The organism is Nocardia sp., assembly GCF_025465275.1.
Taxonomy (GTDB): domain Bacteria; phylum Actinomycetota; class Actinomycetes; order Mycobacteriales; family Mycobacteriaceae; genus Nocardia.
This window is the reverse complement of the sequence record NZ_JAODNK010000220.1, coordinates 1-19273: the sequence shown is the minus strand read 5'-3', so window position 1 is coordinate 19273 and position 19273 is coordinate 1. Positions and strand designations below refer to the sequence as shown.

Genomic DNA, 19273 nt, shown 5'->3' with positions numbered 1-19273 from the left:
CGCTGGCGGTGCGGTTGAGCGGTGCCATCGATGTGGAGGCGCTGCGCGCGGCGGCCCGGGATCTGGTTGCGCGGCACGAGGTATTGCGCACCATCTATCCGGAGGTCGACGGCGAGGGCTACCAGCTCGTCCTGCCGCTCGGGGATCCCCGTGCCGTGCCGTACCTTTCGCTCGAGGATGTGGACCCGGACGCCATTTCGACGCGGGTCGGAGAGGTGGCCGGAGCGGGCTTCGATATCACCACGACCCCGCCGATCCGATTGCGGCTGCTGCGGATCGGGGCCGACGAACATGTGCTGATCGCCATCATCCATCACATTGCCGGCGACGGAGTATCGATGGGGCCGCTCACTCGCGACCTGGTCACCGCCTACGCCCAGCGGGCACAGGGTGGGGAACCGGCGTGGGCTCCACTGGCGGTACAGTACGCCGACTACACGGTGTGGCAGCGGGAAACCCTCGGCCGTGAGGACGATCCGGAATCGCCGCTGGCACAGCAGATCGCCTACTGGCTCGAGACCCTGGCGGATCTGCCCGACGAGCTGGTATTGCCCTTCGACCGGCCACGGCCGCCGGTCGCCTCCTACCGGGGCGGCACCTTCGCCTTCCGTATCGACAGTGAAATATATGCGGCGGCAGGCGCTTTCGCCGACTCCCGCAATACGACGCTCTTCATGGTCGTGCACTCCGCGCTGGCCGTGCTGCTGGCGCGGCTGTCCGGTACCCGCGATATCGTCATCGGCACGCCGGTGGCGGGTCGCGGGGCGGCCGAACTCGACGATCTGATCGGCATGTTCGTCAATACCCTGGTGCTGCGCAGCGATATCGACCCGGCCATGGGTTTCGAGGAGCTGCTGCGGCAGGTGCGCGCGGCCGACGCCCGCGCCTTCGGGCATACGGAGGTGCCGTTCGAGCGACTGGTCGATTTGCTCGACCCGGCACGCTCACAGGCGCGCAATCCGCTGTTCCAGGTGCTGCTGGCATTCCAGAATATGGCGCCCACCCGGCTGGAATTGCCGGGGCTGACCGTGGCGGGCGCGGATCTGCAGATACCGTTCGCCAAGTTCGACCTGCAGCTGACCATGCAGGAATCCCACGATGAACGCGGCGACGCGACTGGGCTGGCGGCCGAATTCTCCTATGCGCTGGATCTTTTCGACGAGCCGACGATCGCGGCATTCGCGCAGCGGTTCCAGCGGGTACTGGCGGCGGTGACGGCCGATCCGGGGCTCGCGGTCGGGGATATCGATCTGCTCGCCGACAGTGATCGGCAGCGGGTGCTCGGCGAGTGGAATGCCACCGGCTTCGATGTGAATGCCGTGGCGAATCTGCCGAACGGTACTGCGGCGACGCTGGTTTCGCTGTTCGAGGCGCAGGTGGCGGCTACCCCCGAGGCGACCGCGCTGATCTTCGAGCAGGAGCGGCTCAGCTACCGTGAGTTGTCGGAGCGGACCAACCGCCTGGCGCGCCGCCTGATCGCCGCGGGGATCGGGCCGGAATCGACTGTCGCACTGGTTATGCGGCGCTCGACCGAACTGGTCGTGGCGATCTACGCTGTGATTCAGGCCGGAGCGGCGTATGTGCCGCTCGACCCGGATCAGCCGCTCGATCGCAATGAGTACATTCTCGATATCGCTCAGCCCCGTATGGTCCTGACAACGCTGGGGGGCGGGTTCACCGCCGGCGGTCGCGGGATTCCGGTACTCCGGGTCGACGATCTCGAGGAGGCGGCCCGCTTCAGCGGTGCGCCCATCGCGGATCATGAACGGACGCAACCGCTGCGGTCCGGTAACACCGCGTATCTCCTCTTCACCTCCGGCTCCACCGGTCGCCCCAAAGGGGTAGCCGTCTCGCACGCGGCCATTGTCAATCGCCTGCTCTGGATGCAGGCCGAGTACCGGCTCACCACGAGTGACGCTGTGCTGCAGAAGACTCCGGCGACCTTCGACGTGTCCGTCTGGGAATTCTTCTGGCCGCTGCAGATCGGCGCGCGCCTGGTTGTGGCCACGCCCGGCGGGCATCGTGATGCCGCGTATCTCGCGCGGGTGATCGCCGAAAAGGGGATTACTACAGCCCACTTCGTGCCCTCGATGCTCGCGGCGTTCGTGGCCGAGCTCGGGAGTGGCGGGGGATCCCGGCCACAAGCACGCCGGGATGACGGGGGCGCGTTGCTTCGCCGGGATGACGGGGGCGCGTTGCTTCGCCGGGATGACGGGGGCGCGTTGCTTCGCCGGGATGACAGTGGCGTGCTGGGTCGCTGGGATGGCGGGGGGACTTCGCTGCGGCGGGTGTTTGCCTCCGGGGAGGCGCTTCCCGGGGTGATTGCGCAGAAGGTGCGGGAGTTGACCGGGGCCGCTGTGCACAATCTGTACGGGCCGACCGAGGCTGCGGTGGATGTCACCCATCACGAGGTGGTAGATGCCGATATGCGGTTGGTGCCGATCGGCCGACCGGTGTGGAATACCCAGGTTTACGTGCTGGATTCGCGCTTGCATCCGGTCGCGCCAGGCATTGCCGGTGAGTTGTACCTGGCGGGGGCGCAGTTGGCGACCGGGTATCTGGGGCGGGCGGATCTGACTGCGGATCGGTTCGTGGCCAATCCGTTCGGGGGCCGGGGGATGCCCGGTGAACGCATGTACCGCACAGGTGATCTGGTCAAGTGGACGTCGGACGGTGAGCTGGACTATCTGGGGCGCACCGATTTCCAGGTGAAGCTGCGTGGACTGCGGATCGAGCTCGGCGAAGTCGAGGCCGCGCTCTTGGCGCAACCCGGCGTCGGCCAATCGGTTGTGGTGGTGCGCAACGATATTCATACCGGCGATCAGCTCGTCGGCTATGTGGTTCGCGAACCGGCCGCCGTGGTGGATGTCGGTACTGTGAAGGCCGCGCTATTGCGTGTGCTGCCCGGTTATATGGTTCCGTCCGCCTTTGTGGTGCTGGATGCCCTCCCGCTCAATTCCTCCGGCAAATTGGATCGCAAAGCGCTTCCGGCTCCGATGTTCGAGGCCAAGCGTTTGCGCGCCGCGTCGACTCCGATCGAGGAGATCGTGGCCGGAGTCTTCGGTGAACTCCTCGGAGTCGATCGGGTCGGCGCGGACGACGACTTCTTCGCTCTCGGCGGCAATTCGCTGATCGCCACGCGCGCGGTGTCCAGGATCAACGAGGCGCTCGAGGCAGCCGTCTCGGTGCGCGAATTATTCGAGACGGCAACGGTTTCCGAGCTGGCGGCCCGTATCGTGCCGGGTGCGGCGACGGGCGCGGCGGCACGACCGCCGCTGGTCGCGTATGCGCGGGAATCTGCCGCTCGGGTGCTGCTGTCGCTGGCGCAGCAGCGCATGTGGGTTCTCAATCAATTCGATACCGGCTCACCGGCGTACAACATCCCCATGGTCATCCGCCTCAACGGCGCGCTGGAGGTGGCGGCGCTGAGCCGGGCCGTCGAGGATGTGCTGACCCGGCACGAGGTGCTGCGCACCCGCTACCCCGAATCCGGTCCCGGCGGTGCACCTTTCCAGGAGGTGCTGTCGGTTGCCGACGTACTGCCCGATGGACTTCGGCCGGAGTCGGTCACCGATATCGGCGCTCGGGTCGCCGAACTTGTCGGCACCGGATTCGACGTCGCCGCAAGCGTTCCCGTGCGGCTCGGGCTCATTACCGGCGACGATCCGGACGACTACCTGCTCGTGCTGGTGGCCCATCACATCGCCGCCGACGGCGCCTCCATGGCCCCGCTCGCCCGCGATCTGATGACCGCCTACCGGGCGCGCACCAGCGGCGAGCTGCCGGGCTGGACTCCGCTGCCGGTGCAATACGCCGACTTCGCCGTCTGGCAGCGCACCGTTCTGGGCTCCGACTCTGATCCGAATTCCATTGCGGCACAACAGCTGGCGTACTGGCGCGGGCAGCTGTCAGACCTACCCGAAACGGCACTGCTGCCGCTCGATCGCCCACGCCCGGCTGTCGCATCGATGACGGGCGAGATCGTCGACTTCACGGTCGGCGCGGATGTCCATGCCGACCTGAATCAGATTGCGCGCCGCCATAATGCGTCACTGTTCATGGTCGTGCACGCCGCCGTCGCGGTCCTGCTGGCTCGTATATCCGGCGGTTCCGACATTGTGATCGGCACCCCGATCGCCGGGCGCGGGGAACGGACGCTCGACGATCTGGTCGGCATGTTCGTCAATACGCTGGCCCTGCGCACCACCGTGGACGCCTCGGTCTCGTTCGACGATCTGGTCGAATCGGCCCGCGACACCGACCTATCGGCCTTCGCGCATGCCGATGTGCCGTTCGAAATGGTCGCCGATATCGCTGGTCGCACCGCCGCGAATCCGCTGCTGCAGGTCGTGCTGGCATTGCAGAACACCGAGACCGCCGTCCTCGAGCTACCGGGCCTGACCGTCGCGGCCTGGGACTCGGAGCTGGCGGCGGCGAAGTTCGATCTGCAGATCGGAGTCGAACCGCTGCGTGCCGCGGACGGCACTACTGGCAAGCTGGCGGTGGTGTTCTCCTATGCCACAGACCTTTTCGACCGCAGCGCCATGGTCGCGCTGGGTAATCGCCTGCAGTGCATACTCACCGCCGTCGCCGCGGACCCACACCTGCCGGTGTGCGATATCGACCTCCGGGAGGCGACCGAACATGAACGCGCCCAGCCGAATACGGATGTCCTGCTGCGCCGGGCGGGTGCGCGTGGCGCGGAGTTACCGCACTCCCTGCTGTCGGTGGTCGAGGAAGATCCGGGCGACCCGGCCGTGGTCTGGGGTGACAGATCACTGTCGTATGCCGAACTCGACGCGCGCTCTTCACGATTGGCGCGAGTACTGATCGAGCGCGGCAGCGGGCCCGGTTCCGGCGTCGCGGTGCGCCTCGATCGTGGTGTCGAGCTGGCGGTGGCCGCATGGGCGGTGCTCAAGACCGGCGCGGCGCTGGTCCCGTTGCGGGCCGTCGATTCGCTACCGCCGATCGGGCTGGATGTGAAGGTCGGCCTGACAGGCGGCGCACCGGTATCGGTGCCGGGCATCGACTGGTTGTCCCTGGACGATTCGGCAGTCGCCGCCGAAGCCTCGGCGCAGTCCGCGCGCCCGGTGACCTATGCGCATCGAACCGCCGTGCTGCGCGGCGGCGATACGGCATTCGCGACTGCGGGTGCCCCGGCAATGACCTATGACGAGTTGGCCGCCATGGCCGATCGGGTGCGGTTGGAATCGGAGCTGACCTTCGAATCGCGCACCTACCACCTGGGCCGCGCGGACGGCCCGCTCGCGGTGCTCGAGCTGGTGGCCGCCGGTGCGGCGGGCGCGTCGATAGTGTTGCCCGACAACGATATCGACCTCGGCACCGCGCTCGCCGAGGAGTGGGTCACGCACCTGCTGACCGCACCTGCGCGGCTCGGCGACCTGGATCCGGCCGCGCTGCCCGACCTGCAGGCCGTCATCACGAATGCGGCCGTGCCGGAGCCCTGGGGCTCGGCGACGCTGGTCGCCCTGCCCGGCCTGGCCGAATGACGCCCCTAGACCAGCGGCCGTCCGAAGCGGCGGCGCAGGCGCATATCCGCGAGATAGAAGTTGTACGGGAAGATCCGGATCACCTGCGGCATGCGGGTCCACACCGCGGAGATCAGCCGCAGCAAGCCGGCGAAGTAGCGTTCGTCGCGCGCCGTCCAGGTCATGCCCATCTCTTCTCGAAGATGCTGTGGCAGTAGGGCGGTCACGATGAAGCGGTGCAGACCACCGAACAGGAACTGCAGCGGATACGGCAGCATCTTCAGGTCGGTGAGGGCATTGAAGTACGCCCGGGTCGGCTCGTCGATATGACGGGTGGCGAGGGTTTCCTCCCAGTACGCGTAGAACGCGTCGCGGGTGGGCGGCCACATCTCCTCGCGCATCTGCAGGGTGGTGCCCAGGCGGGCGCCGTACCGGTAGAAGGCCTCTGCCACTTGGGGATCCATCGGCCCGCGCATGCGGTGGTACATATCGTCGATGCCCCAGTACAGGCAGGCCGCCACCCACAGCTGCAGCTTCGGATCGAAGGCGTTGTACTTCACCGGGCTGGTCGGCTTGGTGTGCACGGTGCGGTGCGAGGTATTGACGGCTTCGCGGTAGGCGGCACGATCATCGTCATTGCCGATCATGGCGACGGCGATGTAGGTGAGCGTGGTGCGCAGCCGCTTGATGGGGCGCAGCATGACGCTGCCGCTGCGGACATCGCTCTCCATGACGCCGTAGCCGACGGGCTTCAGCGACAGCTGCATGATGACATTGGCCGCGCCGCCGAGGAAGGCGGCGACACCGTCGATGTGTTCACGGACAGCTTCCGGAGTGAGTGGCTCCGGTAGACCGGAAGCATCATCGAAGGACTTGCGCAGCGGGGCGGTCATCGTTGACTCGACTCCTCGTCGTCACTCCTCACCAATGAGGAGAGTGTGAGAAACTCTTGCTCTCACCTTCTCATCGAGGTGCAATACTGTCAATGTGCGATGATTGGTGCCTCATCGTATCTTCGCGACTCGAAAGGGGCCGGACCATGGCCAAGCTGGCCAAACTCCTGCCGCTCGTCCGCGGATCCGGTCCGGAGGACCGCAATCAGGCCAAGGTGCTCGATGCCGCATTGGTGGCCTTCCTGGACTTCGGAATCAAGCGCACCAGCATGGTCGAGGTCGCCCGCCGCGGCGGGCTGTCCCTCGCCACACTCTATCGGCGATTCGCCGGCAAATCCGATCTGATTCAGGCCGTCGGGCTGCGGCAGGCCCGGCAGTTCATCGCCGACGCCGATGCCGCCATCCACTCGCAGATCGAGCGGGACGCCAGCGCCGAGGATCAGATCGTCGCTCTGTTCGTCGCGTTCATCGAGGGGCTGCGCGGCAATCAACTGCTGGACCGGTTGCTCAAGACCGAACCGGAAATGGTGCTGCCCTATCTCACCGTGCAGGGTGCACCCGTAATCGAACTGGGCCGTGACTATCTCGCCGAATTCATTACGCGCCTGCAATCGGAAGGCAAACTCCCCGAATATGATCCGCTGCCACTGGCCGAGATGATCGCGCGCAGCGCGCTCTCCCTGGCGCTGACACCGCAGACGGTCATTCCGCTCGACGACGAAGCGGCGCTGCGCCGATTCGCCGTCGATCATGTGGTGCCGGGATTCCGGATCTACTGATCACACCAGCGGGCGGCCCAGCCGCCGGCGCAGGCGCATATCCAGTAGATAGACATTGAGCGGGAAGCTGCGCACCGGGGTAGGTGCCACCGCCTCCGCCGCGCCGAGGGCGCGCAGCGTCCGGGCCAGCAGCCGATCCTGACGCGGCGACCAGGTCATCCCCATTTCGTCCCGAAGATGTTGCGGCAGTAGGCCGGTGACGAAGAAGCGGTGAATGCCGCCGAAGGCCAGCTGCACCGGCGCTGGCATCATCTTCAGATCGATGAGGTCCTCGAAGTAGGCGCGGATCTTCGGATCGATGACCGTGACGGCCAGATTCTCGGTCCAATAGCGTTCGAACGCGGGGCGATCGGCGGGCCACATCTCCGGGCGCATTTGCAGCGTGGTGCCCAGGCGGGCGGAGTACCGGTAGAACGCGTCGGCATCGGCCGGATTCATTTCGCCGTGCATGCGCTCGTAGAGATCCTTGGCGCCCCAATAGAGGCAGGCCGCGACCCAGAGCTGCAGCCGGGGATCGAAAGCGTTGTACTTCACCGGATTTCCGGGGCGGGAACGCACCTGCCGATGCGAGGTGTCGACGGCCGCGCGGTAGGCCGCGCGATCGGAGTCGGTGCCGAGCAGGGCGACCGCCAGATAGGTGACGGTGGTGCGCAGGCGTTTGATCGGATGGACCATGACCTTCCCGCTCTCCACCGGACTCTCGACCACGCCGTAGCCGACGGGCCGGAGGGAGAGCTGCATGATCACATTCGCCGCGCCGCCGAGCAGTCCGACGGCGCCGTCGAGGAACTGCCGGATATCGATGGGTGGCTGGTCGGCGGTCTCGGTCGTGTGCGGCGTAGCGCGAAGCGGCCTGGTCATCGTTGACCACATCCTCGGGGGGTGAGAAGGTTATACACAAACTTTCTTACCCACTCGGCTCACCTGTCAACCGACTTGGCATGTTCGCACCCGATTCGTGTCTCGATGCCGCTCCTGCGGTACACGCACTGGCCACCGCACGGCGATTCGGTAGCGTAAGCGCGTGTCGTACAGGTCGCCGCTTTTGCTGAGCTCGCTGAATCCGGCCGCCGTGGCCGCCGGAGCCGATATTCCGGATGCCGTCACCATCGAGGGGGTGACGCTGTCGCGCAGCGATCTGCTGGGCGGCGCCACCTCCGTCGCCGAGCGGGTCGCCCAGGCCGATCGGGTGGCGGTGCTGGCCCGGCCCACCGTCAGCACGGTGCTCGCGGTGGTGGGCTGCCTCATCGCCGGCGTCACCGTCGTGCCGGTGCCGCCGGATGCGGGCAGCGCGGAACTCGCGCACATCCTGCGGGATTCGGGAGCACAGGCCTGGCTGGGCGAGGCTCCGGCGGGCAGCGAACTGCCGGTTGTGCCGGTGCGCACGCATGCGCGGTCCTGGCACACCTATGCCGAACCCGCGCCCGAGACAACGGCTTTCATTCTCTACACCTCAGGGACCACCGGTGCGCCGAAGGGTGTGATGCTCAGCCGGCGCGCCATTGCGGCCGGACTCGACGCCCTCGCCGAGGCCTGGGGCTGGACGGCGAACGATGTACTGGTGCACGGACTTCCGCTGTTCCATGTGCACGGGCTCATTCTCGGCATGCTGGGGCCGCTGCGGGTCGGCAGCCCGCTGATCCACACCGGTAAGCCCACGCCCGAGGCGTATGCCGCCGCACCCGGCACCATGTACTTCGGCGTGCCGACAGTCTGGTCCCGCATCGCCGAAGATCCCGACGCGGCAAAGCAATTGGCGGATGCGCGCATTCTCGTCTCCGGAAGTGCGCCGCTGCCGGTCCCGGTATTCGAGCGGTTGCGCGCACTCACCGGACACGCTCCGCTCGAGCGCTACGGCATGAGTGAAACCATGATCACGCTCTCTACCCGTCCCGACGGCGAACGCCGGCCCGGCTGGGTCGGCACGACCGTCGCCGGTGTCGAGACGCGGCTGGTCGACGAAGCAGGCCACCCGGTGCCGCACGACGGTGAGAGCGTCGGCGGGCTGCAGGTCCGCGGTCCCATGCTGTTCGACGGATACCTGAACAGGCCGGAGGTGACGGCGGAGAACTGGACCGAGGACGGCTGGTTCAAGACCGGTGACGTCGCCGTCATCGATACCGGGGGCTTCCACCGCATTGTCGGGCGGGAGTCGGTGGACCTCATCAAATCCGGTGGATACCGCATCGGTGCGGGGGAAATCGAGACCTCGCTGCTGGGACATCCCGCCGTGGCCGAGACGGCGGTTGTCGGATTGCCCGATGACGATCTGGGGCAGCGCATTGTCGCCTACGTTGTATTGCGGGACGGTGCAGGTGATTCCGTGTCGCAGCAGTTGATCGACCATGTGGGAGCCGAACTCTCGGCGCACAAGCGGCCCCGCGAGGTGCGGGTGGTGGATTCCCTGCCGCGCAATGCCATGGGCAAGGTGCAGAAGAAGCTGCTGCTCTGAGTGAACAACGGGCGTTGCGCTTGACCTGAACCGCACTCGAGGTCCTAACGTCGCCTATATGATCGCAACACTGTCGCCCGCGCAGCTCGAATACCTCGCCGGTCAGCGGCTCGGCCGGCTCGCCACCATTCGCCCGGACGGCTCACCGCAGAACAATCCGGTGGGCTTCCGCTACAACGAGGCGCTCGGCACCATCGATATCGCCGGCCACAATATGGGCGCCTCGCAGAAGTTCCGCAATCTGACCAAGGAGGAGCGGGTCGCCTTCGTCGTCGACGATGTGCCCTCGGTGAATCCCTGGACCGTGCGCTGCCTCGAAATCCGCGGCACCGCACAGGCATTGCGCGATGTCGAAACCTACATCCCCGGCGGCTCGCCGGAGCTGATCCGCATCACCCCGGAGCGCATCATCGCCTTCGGCATCGAGTAGCAGCCAAAAAAGAGCCCCTTGCGGATCGAACCGCAAGGGGCACAGCAGCAGTGCCGAAGATCAGTCGTTGGCGTGCAGTGCGGCGTTCAGCTCGATGCCGGTTCCCTTGCGCGCCACCACTTCCACCGCACCGGTCACGGAATTGCGGCGGAACAGCAGGTTGTCCTTGCCGCTCAGCTCGGCGGCCTTGATCACCGCGCCGTCCGGCAGCGTGACCTTGGTGCCGGCGGTGACGTACAGGCCGGCCTCGACCACGCAGTCGTCGCCGAGCGAAATGCCCAGACCCGAGTTCGCGCCCAGCAGGCAGCGCTCGCCCAGCGAGATGACCTGCTTACCGCCGCCGGACAGGGTGCCCATGATGGAGGCGCCGCCGCCGACATCGGAACCGTCACCGACCAGCACACCGGCCGAAATGCGGCCCTCCACCATGGAATTGCCGAGCGTGCCGGCATTGAAGTTCACGAAGCCCTCGTGCATGACCGTGGTGCCCGAGGCCAGATGCGCGCCCAGGCGCACCCGGTCGGCGTCGGCGATGCGCACACCCGACGGGACCACGTAGTCCACCAGCCGCGGGAACTTGTCCACGCTGTACACGGTGACCGGGCCACGGGCGCGCAGCTTGAGGCGGGTCAGCTCCAGCTCTTCGAGCGAGCACGGGCCGTGGTTGGTCCACGCCACATTGGCGAGCAGACCGAAGATGCCGTCCAGGTTCAGGCCGTGCGGGCGGACCAGACGATGCGAGAGCAGGTGCAGCCGCAGGTACGCGTCGTGGGTGTCGACCGGCGGGGCGGACAGATCGGCAATGCTGGTGCGCACCACGACGACCTCGACCCGGCGGGCCTCATCGACCCCGGCCACTTCGGCGAACTTGGCGTACTCGACATCGGAGGCGTCCAGGCGCTTCGACCCGGTATCGGTCACATCACTCAGTTCCGGGTACGGGTACCAGGTGTCCAGGACCGTTCCATTGGCGGTGATCGTGGCAAGGCCGACTGCTACTGCTCCCTGAGTGCTCACGGCCGTCAAGGTTACCTTCAGCAACTGTGCAGTAGGGAACCCCTCCTTTAGGGTGGAGTGGGTGACCATCGATCTGAGCGCCGATCCCATAAACCTCGCCGCTGCTCTGGTGGATATTCCCAGCGTGTCCAAGGACGAGACGGTGATCGCCGATATCGTCGAGCGGGCAGTACGCGAGCAAACCCGGGGGTTCGAAATTCTGCGGCACGGCAATACCGTGCTGGCCCGCACCAACCGCGGTCTGGCCACGCGCGTCATTCTCGCCGGGCACCTCGACACCGTGCCGATTGCCGACAATGTGCCCAGCCGATTCGAAGTCGGCGCGAACGGCGAGCGGCAGCTGTGGGGCTGCGGCAGTGTCGATATGAAGTCCGGCGATGCGGTGTTCCTGCACCTGGCCGCCACCGTCGCCGATCCGGTGCACGATCTGACGCTCATCTTCTACGACTGCGAAGAGATCGCCGCCGAGTTCAACGGACTCGGCCGCATCGAACGCGAACTGCCCGAATGGCTGGAGGGCGACCTCGCCATTCTCGGCGAGCCCTCCGGCGGCTGGATCGAGGCCGGTTGCCAGGGCACCCTGCGGATTCGGCTCACCACCTCCGGCGTGCGCGCGCACACCGCACGAGCCTGGCTGGGCGACAATGCCATTCACCGCCTCGCACCCGTACTGGAGCGCCTCTCCGGCTACCGGGCGCGCGAGGTGGAGATCGACGGCTGCGTCTACCGCGAAGGCCTGTCCGCCGTGCGCGTCTCCGGCGGTGTCGCGGGCAATGTGGTGCCCGATGTGGCCGAGGTCGATGTGAACTTCCGCTTCGCACCCGACCGCACCCTCGACGAGGCCACCGAGCATGTGCGCGAGGTCTTCTCCGGCCTGGAACTGGGCTTCGAACGCACCGACGGCGCCCCCGGCGCCCTCCCCGGCCTGTCCAACCCGGCCGCCAAGGACCTCATCGAAATCGTGCACGCGCACGGCAGCGGCGGCGTCCGCGCCAAATACGGCTGGACCGACGTCTCCCGTTTCGCCGCCCGCGGCATCCCCGCCGTCAACTTCGGCCCCGGCGACCCCAACCTCGCCCACAAGCGCGACGAACACCTCCCGGTGGCCCAGATCACCCAGGTCACCTCCATGCTCCGCAGCTACCTGCGCGGAGACAAGGCCTGACGCGAGATCGCACCCCTAAACCGCCGCCCTCAAAGACATCCGCCCCAAGGTCGGGGCCCGCCCCGTTCTGGACTGAGTGGAGCGGGGGAGCGAACGGCTCCATAGACCTGCGCCTTGGAGGAGCGGAGGGAGGGAAGAACGGGGTAACAGGGCCCCGACCCGCCCGGAGCGAAGCGGAGGGCAAATTAGACAGAGCTAAGGTGGCTGCATGTCTGCTGAGGGTGAGATTCCGAGTGCCAGGACGCCGCAGTATCGCGGGCCGATAATGCTGCGGCGGGACCGGAAGGTCGGGATCGGGACCACCGATCAGCATCTGCTGGATGAGCGGGGACCGGCGGATTGGGTGCATACCGATCCGTGGCGGGTGCTGCGCATCCAGGCCGAATTCGTCGAGGGCTTCGGGGCTTTGGCGGAGGTGCCGCGCGCGGTAGCGGTATTCGGGTCGGCGCGCACGACGCCGGAATCGCCGGAGTATCAGGCGGGCATGGCCATCGGCGGGGCGCTGGCGCGCGGCGGGTTCGCGGTCATCACCGGCGGCGGGCCGGGCGCCATGGAGGCCGCCAATCGCGGCGCCTCCGAGGCGGGCGGGTATTCGATCGGACTCGGCATCGAGCTGCCGTTCGAGCAGCACCTCAATGAATGGGTCGATCTCGGGATCAATTTCCGGTACTTCTTCGCGCGCAAGACCATGTTCGTGAAGTACGCGCAGGCCTTCGTCTGCCTGCCGGGCGGTTTCGGCACCCTGGACGAACTGTTCGAGGCCCTCACCCTGGTGCAGACGCACAAGATCAACCAGTTCCCGATCATCCTGTTCGGCACCAAATACTGGGCGGGACTGGTGGATTGGCTGCGCGACTCACTGCTCGGCTCCGCCAAGATCGCGCCCGGCGATATGAACCTGATCCACGTCACCGACAGCGTGGACGAGGTCATCGCCCTGGTGCAGCAGGCCGCCGATACCCGCGCCCAGATGGATGCCGCCGCCGGAACGGGAGATCAGTGGTGAGCCAGCCGTATTCGGTGTGCGTGTACTGCTCGGCCAGTGTCGACGATCCGGCGGTGCTGGAGTTGTCCCGCCGGGTGGGCGCCGAAATCGGCCGTCGCGGTTGGCAATTGGTGTCCGGCGGTGGACACGTCTCCATGATGGGCGCGGTCGCGACGGCAGCGCGGGAGGCGGGCGCGAAAACCGTCGGCGTCATCCCGAAGAAGCTGGTGCACCGCGAAATGGCGGATGTGGACTCCGATGAGCTCATAGTCACCGACTCCATGCGCGAGCGGAAACAGGTGATGGACGAGCGCGCCGACGCCTTCCTCACCCTGCCCGGCGGGCTCGGCACGCTCGAGGAACTCTTCGAGACCTGGACGGGGGCCTACCTGGGTATGCACGACAAGCCGGTGGTGGTCCTGGACCCCGACGGTCACTACCGCGGCCTGTTCGCCTGGCTCGAGGAACTGGCCGAGCGCGGTTTCGCCGGGCGCACCGCCCTCGACCGCGTGATCGTGACCAGCGACTTCGCCGAGGCATTCGCGGCCCTCAGTCCGGAGGCCTGACCGAATGCTCAGCCCCGAGGCCTGATCGGACCGGTGGGTTTCGCTCGACAACCCGGGGTACTTCCGTAATTGTGTGGTGAGCGAGCACGACCCGGTGAGGAGCACAGCGAAGTGAATACCGACGCCCATTCGACGGTCAGCCTGATGGATTTGGTCCGCAGCCTGCCCGGCATGGCACTGCAGGCTCCCGGAATGGCGCGCAATGCCGTGCACATGCTGGTGAAATCCGATAGCAAGGCGTCGATCGGACTGTTCTTCCAGCGCGCCGCCGCCAAACATCCGGACCGGCCTTTCCTGCGCTTCGAGGGCCGCGAATACCGCTGGGGCGAAGCCAATTCCGAGGTGAACCGGTACGCGCACGTGCTGGCCGAACGCGGGGTGCGGCGCGGCGATGTGGTCGGCATCCTGCTGACCAACCGGCCCGAGGCGCTGTTCACCGCACTGGCGGTCGTGAAACTCGGCGCCACCGCCGGGCTGCTCAATCACAATCAGCGAGATACGGTGCTGCAGCACAGTTTCGGGCTGTTGAACTCGGTGCTCGATGTGGTGGGGGAGGAGTGCGCCGACGCCCTGGACACGCTCACCGAACCGCGCCCGAGCCTGCTGTGGTCGAAGGATCTGGGGACCGCCGCCCGCACCGCCGACGCGGCGAATCCCGCTGTGTGCGCGCAGATCACGGCCGGGGAACGCGCCTACCTGATCTTCACCTCCGGCACCACCGGCCTGCCCAAGGCCAGCGTCATGACGCATCTGCGCTGGACCAAGAGCATGGCGGGCATCGGCGGGCTCGGTGTCCGGCTGAACGGGGGCGACACCCTCTACTGCTGCCTGCCGCTCTATCACAACAATGCGCTCACGGTGGCGCTGTCCGCGGTCATCGCCGGCGGCGGGACACTCGCACTGGGACGCAAGTTCTCGGCCTCCCGCTTCTGGGAGGAGATCATCGCCAATCAGGCCACCGCCTTCATCTACATCGGCGAACTCTGCCGCTACCTGATCAACCAGCCGCCCAAGCGCACCGACCGCATGCACAAGGTGCGCCTGGCCGTCGGCAACGGGCTGCGCCCCGAACTCTGGGACGAATTCCACAGCCGCTTCGGCATCAAGCGCATTGTCGAGTTCTACGGCGCCAGTGAGGGAAACGTCGCCTTCATCAATGCGTTCAGCCTCGACAGGACCGCCGGATTCACCCCGCTGCCGTTCGCCATCGTCGACTACGACGACGGCACCGGCAAGGCGAAGCGGGGACCCGACGGCACACTGCGCCGCGTCCGCCCCGGCGGTGTCGGACTGCTGCTCGCCAAGGTCACCAACTCATCGCCGTTCGACGGCTATACCGACAGTGCCGCAACCGAATCCAAACTGGTCCGGGACGGCTTCAAGTCCGGTGACTGCTGGTTCGACACCGGCGATCTGGTCCGCGATCAGCGCTGGGGTCACATCGCCTTCGTCGACCGCCTCGGCGACACCTTCCGCTGGAAGGGCGAAAACGTGGCAACCACCGAGGTGGAGGGTGCATTCGGCGGCGTGGACGCCATCGGCGAGGCGGTGGTCTACGGCGTCGAGATCCCCGGCACCGACGGGAAAGCGGGCATGGCCGCCGTGACCCTCGCCGCCGGCGCCGAGTTCGATGGCAAGGTCGCCGCCAAGGTGCTTTACGACCGGCTGCCCACTTACGCTGTCCCCCTTTTCATTCGGGTCGTCGCCGAACTCGAGCAGACCTCGACCTACAAGAGCCGGAAGGTGGAGCTCCGCAATCAGGGTTTCACCACCGATGACAGCAGCACCCTCTACGTCCTCGCCGGGCGAACCGACGGCTACGTCCCCTCCTACCCCGAATACCCCGCCGACGTAGCCGCAGCCAAAGCTCCGCGCGCCTGACCCTCACCCCAAGCTCGCGGCCCGCCCCGTTCTGGACTGAGTGGAGCGGGGGAGCGAACGGCTCCATAGACCTGCGCCTTGGCGGAGCGGAGGGAGGGAAGAACGGGGTAACAGGGCCGCGAACCCGCCCGAAGCGAAGCGGAGGGCAAATAGATACAGTCTTGGGCATGTGTGCGCCGTTGCCGACATTGTGCGGGAAGCCGGTGGCGACGGATCGGGCGCTCGTGATGGCGATCGTGAACCGGACGCCGGACTCGTTCTATGACAAAGGCGCGACCTTCAGTGACGAGGCCGCCATGGCGGCGGTGACGCGCGCTGTGGCCGAAGGGGCCGATCTTGTCGATATCGGCGGCGTCAAGGCCGGACCCGGTAGCGATGTGGATGCCGCCGAGGAAGCCCGCCGGGTGGTGCCGTTCGTCGCCGAGATCCGGGCGCGGTTTCCGGACCTGTTGATCAGTGTGGACACCTGGCGCGCCGATGTCGCGCGGGCTGCCGTGCTCGAGGGCGCGGATCTGATCAATGACACCTGGGCCGGGGCCGATCCCGAACTGGTCGGGGTGGCGGCGGAACTGAACGCGGGAATTGTCTGCAGTCACACCGGCGGGGCCGTCCCGCGGACTCGCCCGCATCGAGTGCGCTATGCGGATGTGGTGGCGGAGGTCACCGAAACCGTGGTGGCGGCGGCCGAGAGCGCGGCTGCGGCCGGAGTGGCAAAAGATTCGATACTTATAGATCCCACGCATGATTTCGGCAAAAACACGTATCACGGGCTTGAATTGTTGCGGTCTGTGGACGTTCTTGTGAATACCGGATGGCCTGTCTTGATGGCGCTGAGTAATAAGGATTTCATCGGAGAGACTCTTGGTGTCGAGCTATCCGAGCGATTGGAGGGCACATTGGCAGCGACTGCATGGTCGGCCGCCGCGGGTGCTCGAGTTTTCCGGGTACACGAAGTGGCAGCCACCCGACGTGTTGTGGACATGATCGCCGCGATTCAGGGCCTGCGCCCACCCGCCCGCACCCTGCGAGGTTTGGCATGAACAAGAACTGGGTGAAAACCAACAGCTGGGACCGTCCGCGGTGGACGGTCGAGGAACTCGTGGCCGCCAAGGGCGACCGCACCGTCTCCGTGGTGCTGCCCGCCCTCAACGAGGAGGCCACCGTCGCCGCCGTGGTGGCCAGCATTCGGCCCCTGCTCGGCACGCTCGTGGACGAACTCGTCGTCCTGGACTCCGGGTCCACCGATGCCACCGCCGAACGCGCACAGGCCGCAGGTGCGCGGGTGGTCACGCGGGAACAGGCCGTGCCCGAACTCGAGCCGGTCCCAGGCAAGGGTGAGGTGCTCTGGCGCTCGCTGGCCGTGACCTCCGGTGATCTGGTGGCCTTCGTCGACTCGGATCTGATCGACCCGGATCCGATGTTCGTACCGAAACTGCTCGGCCCGCTGCTCACCGTGGACGGTATGCACCTGGTGAAGGCGTACTACCGCCGTCCGCTGCGGCAGGGCGCCACCATCGACGACAACGGCGGCGGCCGCGTCACCGAACTGGTGGCCCGCCCGCTGCTCGCCGCATTGCGCCCGCAGCTCTCGAATGTGCTGCAGCCCTTGGGCGGCGAATACGCGGGCACGCGCGAACTGCTCACCGCCGTACCCTTCGCGCCCGGTTACGGCGTGGAGATCGGGCTGCTGCTGGACACCCACGACATGCTGGGACTGTCCGCCATCGGCCAGGTGAATCTCGGTGTGCGCCAGCACCGCAACCGGCCGCTGTCGGAACTCGGGGTCATGAGCCGTCAGATCCTGGGCACCGTGCTGGGCCGGGCCGGCGTCGCCGACTCCGGTGCGGCGCTAACCCAGTTCCCGCTCGTCGGAGGCGAATTCACCGCGCAGTCGACGGAAGTTTCCTTGGCAGATCGGCCGCCGATGAATACGCTGCGACCCGAGTCGGCCGCGGCCTGAGGTGTGGGTCCCGGCCAAAAGCATGCCGGGATGACGGAGCGGGTCAGCGATCGTGACGGTAGATCGGGGTGAGCAGGTCCGCTTCGATCGGTTCGCCGGTATTGCGGTCGTAGCGGACACCCACCACCGCTGAGAAGGGGTGGGTGGCCGCGCGCTCGTGCAGGGTGGCCAAACGTGTTGCCAGCAAACGGATTGCGCCCAGCGATGCCGGCGGGTGCAGGCCGTCGATGACCAGCACCGTGCCCTTCCCGTCCGGTCTGGGGAGTCTGGCCAGATAGGCGATGTCGTAGGGCTCGGTGCCCCCGGGACGGTAGACGCGGCGCGCGGCCCGATCCTCGATACCGCGCCGGACCCGTCCCGCGCGCGCCACCGTGCGGCGCAGGCGGGGATCGGCAGCCACGAGATAGCGCAGGCTGGGCGACAATTCGGGCCCGCCGAGCACAATCAGGCCGTCCCGGTCCAGATCGAGGGGGCGGCCCGGCAGGAAGCGCTGCACGGTTGCGGTGAAGCCGAGTTCCCGCAGCAGTTCCACCAGGCGATGCGGCGCCGCGGCATCGGGAGCGCCCACCAGGGCGAGCGTGCGGGTGGTGCTGCGCACGTCCGGCGTGAGAATGGTGAGCGGCCCGTGCCCGAAGAACAACCCCTCCGGCACCGGGCCCTGCGTACTGACCTGATGGATGCGCGCCCGGGAAAGTCCGGCCGCCGCACCGATTCTGGCGAACGTCCAGCCTTCGGCATGAAGTTCACGAATCACGGCGCGGCGGATGCGAGTCAGCTCATTGATGGCCTGCTGCGCTGCCGCCACGCCTTCGGTGGCGGCTTTTAGGCGCTCGACCTTATCTTCGATCGCGAACACCCGTGCCACCTCGTCGGCCGACATGAGCGCAGTCTAGATACCTGAACAGCCGCAGGTGTCTAGTCCGCTTGACGAACTGAAGATCAAGTGGCGTCGGGATCGACCGGCGGGCGTTCGTTACGCTCCAGCGGCTGCTGTGGTTTCGGCATGGAGTAGTTCTCGAAACTGCTGCTCGCAGGCGTGACGGGCTTGTCGAAATTGCCCTTCGTCAAGTCCGTGAGATCGTTCAGCAATGAATCATCGCCATTGAGAAGATGTTTGGTGACCATCGAGCGCGGATTCATACTGCGCAGTTCGTTCAACTGCTCCAGTGGCTTGCGAATCTCCTCGAATTCCGGACCCAGCTCGTCCTTGAGTTGCTGCGTCGCGCCGGTCGCGTAATCACGCGCCTGCTTGAGCGCATTCATCGCCCAGCGCAGAGCGCCGGGCAAGCGCTCCGGACCGAGGATTACGAGTGCGGCGACGAGCAGAATCAGCAACTCGCCAAAGCCAAAACTGCTGAACACTCGGTCTATCTTGCCCTACGCTTCGCTTCGGGCGGGTCCGAGGCCCTGGGAGTCTCGTTCTTCCCTCCCTCCGCTCCCCCGCTGCGCTCCTCCGCTCCACTCAGTCCAGAACGAGACGGGCCTCGAACCTTGGGGTTCACGTCTCTCAGTCGGATTCCAGGGTGACGGGGACGTCGACCTCACGGCCGTCGCGGATCAGGCGGACCGTCACGGTTTGCCCGATCTGGTTGGACTGCACGGCAACCGTCAGCTCGTCGGGACCGGATACATCGCGGTCGCCGACCTTGACGATGA

At 66.8% G+C, this 19273-nt stretch carries 15 protein-coding genes; 10 read left to right on the top strand and 5 right to left on the bottom strand.

The window, feature by feature from the left end:
- On the top strand, positions 1 to 5510 hold a 5510-nt coding region (locus tag JWN03_RS43535), incomplete at its 5' end, for a condensation domain-containing protein (RefSeq protein WP_441343172.1).
- Between the two features lie 5 nt (positions 5511 to 5515).
- On the opposite strand, the gene JWN03_RS43530 is transcribed toward JWN03_RS43535, so the two are convergent.
- Positions 5516 to 6382, bottom strand: a complete 867-nt coding sequence (locus JWN03_RS43530; RefSeq protein ID WP_297628517.1) for an oxygenase MpaB family protein — start codon at positions 6380 to 6382, stop codon at positions 5516 to 5518.
- 146 nt (positions 6383 to 6528) lie between these two features.
- Here JWN03_RS43530 and JWN03_RS43525 point away from each other — a divergent pair, with 146 nt between their 5' ends.
- Positions 6529 to 7161, top strand: a complete 633-nt coding sequence (locus tag JWN03_RS43525) for a TetR/AcrR family transcriptional regulator (RefSeq protein WP_297628515.1) — start codon at positions 6529 to 6531, stop codon at positions 7159 to 7161.
- Here JWN03_RS43525 and JWN03_RS43520 read toward each other — a convergent pair whose 3' ends face one another.
- Positions 7162 to 8022: an oxygenase MpaB family protein gene (locus JWN03_RS43520; RefSeq protein ID WP_297628513.1), complete on the bottom strand. Its 861-nt coding sequence runs from the start codon at positions 8020 to 8022 to the stop codon at positions 7162 to 7164.
- 163 nt (positions 8023 to 8185) lie between these two features.
- Between JWN03_RS43520 and JWN03_RS43515 the strand changes: the two genes are divergently transcribed.
- Together JWN03_RS43515 and JWN03_RS43510 are read left to right on the top strand one after the other, a co-directional pair.
- Complete coding sequence (locus JWN03_RS43515) at positions 8186 to 9613, top strand: acyl-CoA synthetase (protein ID WP_297628512.1); 1428 nt, start codon at positions 8186 to 8188, stop codon at positions 9611 to 9613.
- Between the two features lie 58 nt (positions 9614 to 9671).
- On the top strand, positions 9672 to 10043 hold the full coding sequence (locus tag JWN03_RS43510; RefSeq protein ID WP_297628510.1) for a PPOX class F420-dependent oxidoreductase: 372 nt from the start codon (positions 9672 to 9674) through the stop codon (positions 10041 to 10043).
- 60 nt (positions 10044 to 10103) lie between these two features.
- Here JWN03_RS43510 and dapD read toward each other — a convergent pair whose 3' ends face one another.
- Positions 10104 to 11060 carry a 2,3,4,5-tetrahydropyridine-2,6-dicarboxylate N-succinyltransferase gene (gene dapD / locus JWN03_RS43505; protein WP_297628508.1) on the bottom strand — a complete coding sequence of 319 codons (957 nt, stop codon included), beginning with the start codon at positions 11058 to 11060 and terminating at the stop codon, positions 10104 to 10106.
- 61 nt (positions 11061 to 11121) lie between these two features.
- On the opposite strand from dapD, the gene dapE reads away from it, so the two are divergent.
- The 6 genes from dapE (at position 11122) to JWN03_RS43475 (ending at position 17617) form a co-directional block, all read left to right on the top strand.
- Entirely contained in the window at positions 11122 to 12225 is a 1104-nt protein-coding gene (gene dapE, locus JWN03_RS43500; protein ID WP_297628506.1) for a succinyl-diaminopimelate desuccinylase, read from the top strand.
- A gap of 208 nt (positions 12226 to 12433) precedes the next feature.
- Positions 12434 to 13231 carry a TIGR00730 family Rossman fold protein gene (locus JWN03_RS43495; RefSeq protein ID WP_297628504.1) on the top strand — a complete coding sequence of 266 codons (798 nt, stop codon included), beginning with the start codon at positions 12434 to 12436 and terminating at the stop codon, positions 13229 to 13231.
- A complete protein-coding gene (locus tag JWN03_RS43490; protein ID WP_297628503.1) occupies positions 13225 to 13776 on the top strand; it encodes a TIGR00730 family Rossman fold protein in 552 nt (183 codons plus the stop codon). Before JWN03_RS43495 ends, JWN03_RS43490 begins: the two co-directional genes overlap by 7 nt.
- Positions 13777 to 13887: 111 nt before the next feature.
- Positions 13888 to 15657: a long-chain-acyl-CoA synthetase gene (locus JWN03_RS43485; RefSeq protein ID WP_297628501.1), complete on the top strand. Its 1770-nt coding sequence runs from the start codon at positions 13888 to 13890 to the stop codon at positions 15655 to 15657.
- Between the two features lie 167 nt (positions 15658 to 15824).
- Positions 15825 to 16697 carry a dihydropteroate synthase gene (gene folP / locus JWN03_RS43480; RefSeq protein WP_297628499.1) on the top strand — a complete coding sequence of 291 codons (873 nt, stop codon included), beginning with the start codon at positions 15825 to 15827 and terminating at the stop codon, positions 16695 to 16697.
- Entirely contained in the window at positions 16694 to 17617 is a 924-nt protein-coding gene (locus tag JWN03_RS43475; RefSeq protein ID WP_297628497.1) for a glucosyl-3-phosphoglycerate synthase, read from the top strand. Before folP ends, JWN03_RS43475 begins: the two co-directional genes overlap by 4 nt.
- Before the next feature lie 43 nt (positions 17618 to 17660).
- Here JWN03_RS43475 and JWN03_RS43470 read toward each other — a convergent pair whose 3' ends face one another.
- Together JWN03_RS43470 and tatB are read right to left on the bottom strand one after the other, a co-directional pair.
- Positions 17661 to 18497, bottom strand: coding sequence for a hypothetical protein (locus JWN03_RS43470; protein ID WP_297628494.1), 837 nt, complete (start codon positions 18495 to 18497; stop codon positions 17661 to 17663).
- A 59-nt stretch (positions 18498 to 18556) separates the two neighbouring features.
- The gene (tatB, locus tag JWN03_RS43465) at positions 18557 to 18979 is read right to left on the bottom strand and encodes a Sec-independent protein translocase protein TatB (RefSeq protein ID WP_297628492.1); all 423 of its coding nucleotides are present in this window, start codon (positions 18977 to 18979) and stop codon (positions 18557 to 18559) included.
- Between the last annotated feature and the right edge of the window lie 294 nt (positions 18980 to 19273).

Bases quoted from the DNA above. Each gene is read 5' to 3' on its own strand.
- JWN03_RS43525 (WP_297628515.1), top strand. From the start codon at position 6,529: ATGGCCAAGCTGGCCAAACTCCTGCCGCTCGTCCGCGGATCCGGTCCG.
- JWN03_RS43510 (WP_297628510.1), top strand. From the start codon at position 9,672: ATGATCGCAACACTGTCGCCCGCGCAGCTCGAATACCTCGCCGGTCAG.
- folP (WP_297628499.1), top strand. From the start codon at position 15,825: ATGTGTGCGCCGTTGCCGACATTGTGCGGGAAGCCGGTGGCGACGGAT.
- JWN03_RS43530 (WP_297628517.1), bottom strand. From the start codon at position 6,382: ATGACCGCCCCGCTGCGCAAGTCCTTCGATGATGCTTCCGGTCTACCG.
- JWN03_RS43475 (WP_297628497.1), top strand. From the start codon at position 16,694: ATGAACAAGAACTGGGTGAAAACCAACAGCTGGGACCGTCCGCGGTGG.
- JWN03_RS43495 (WP_297628504.1), top strand. From the start codon at position 12,434: ATGTCTGCTGAGGGTGAGATTCCGAGTGCCAGGACGCCGCAGTATCGC.
- JWN03_RS43470 (WP_297628494.1), bottom strand. From the start codon at position 18,497: ATGTCGGCCGACGAGGTGGCACGGGTGTTCGCGATCGAAGATAAGGTC.
- JWN03_RS43520 (WP_297628513.1), bottom strand. From the start codon at position 8,022: ATGACCAGGCCGCTTCGCGCTACGCCGCACACGACCGAGACCGCCGAC.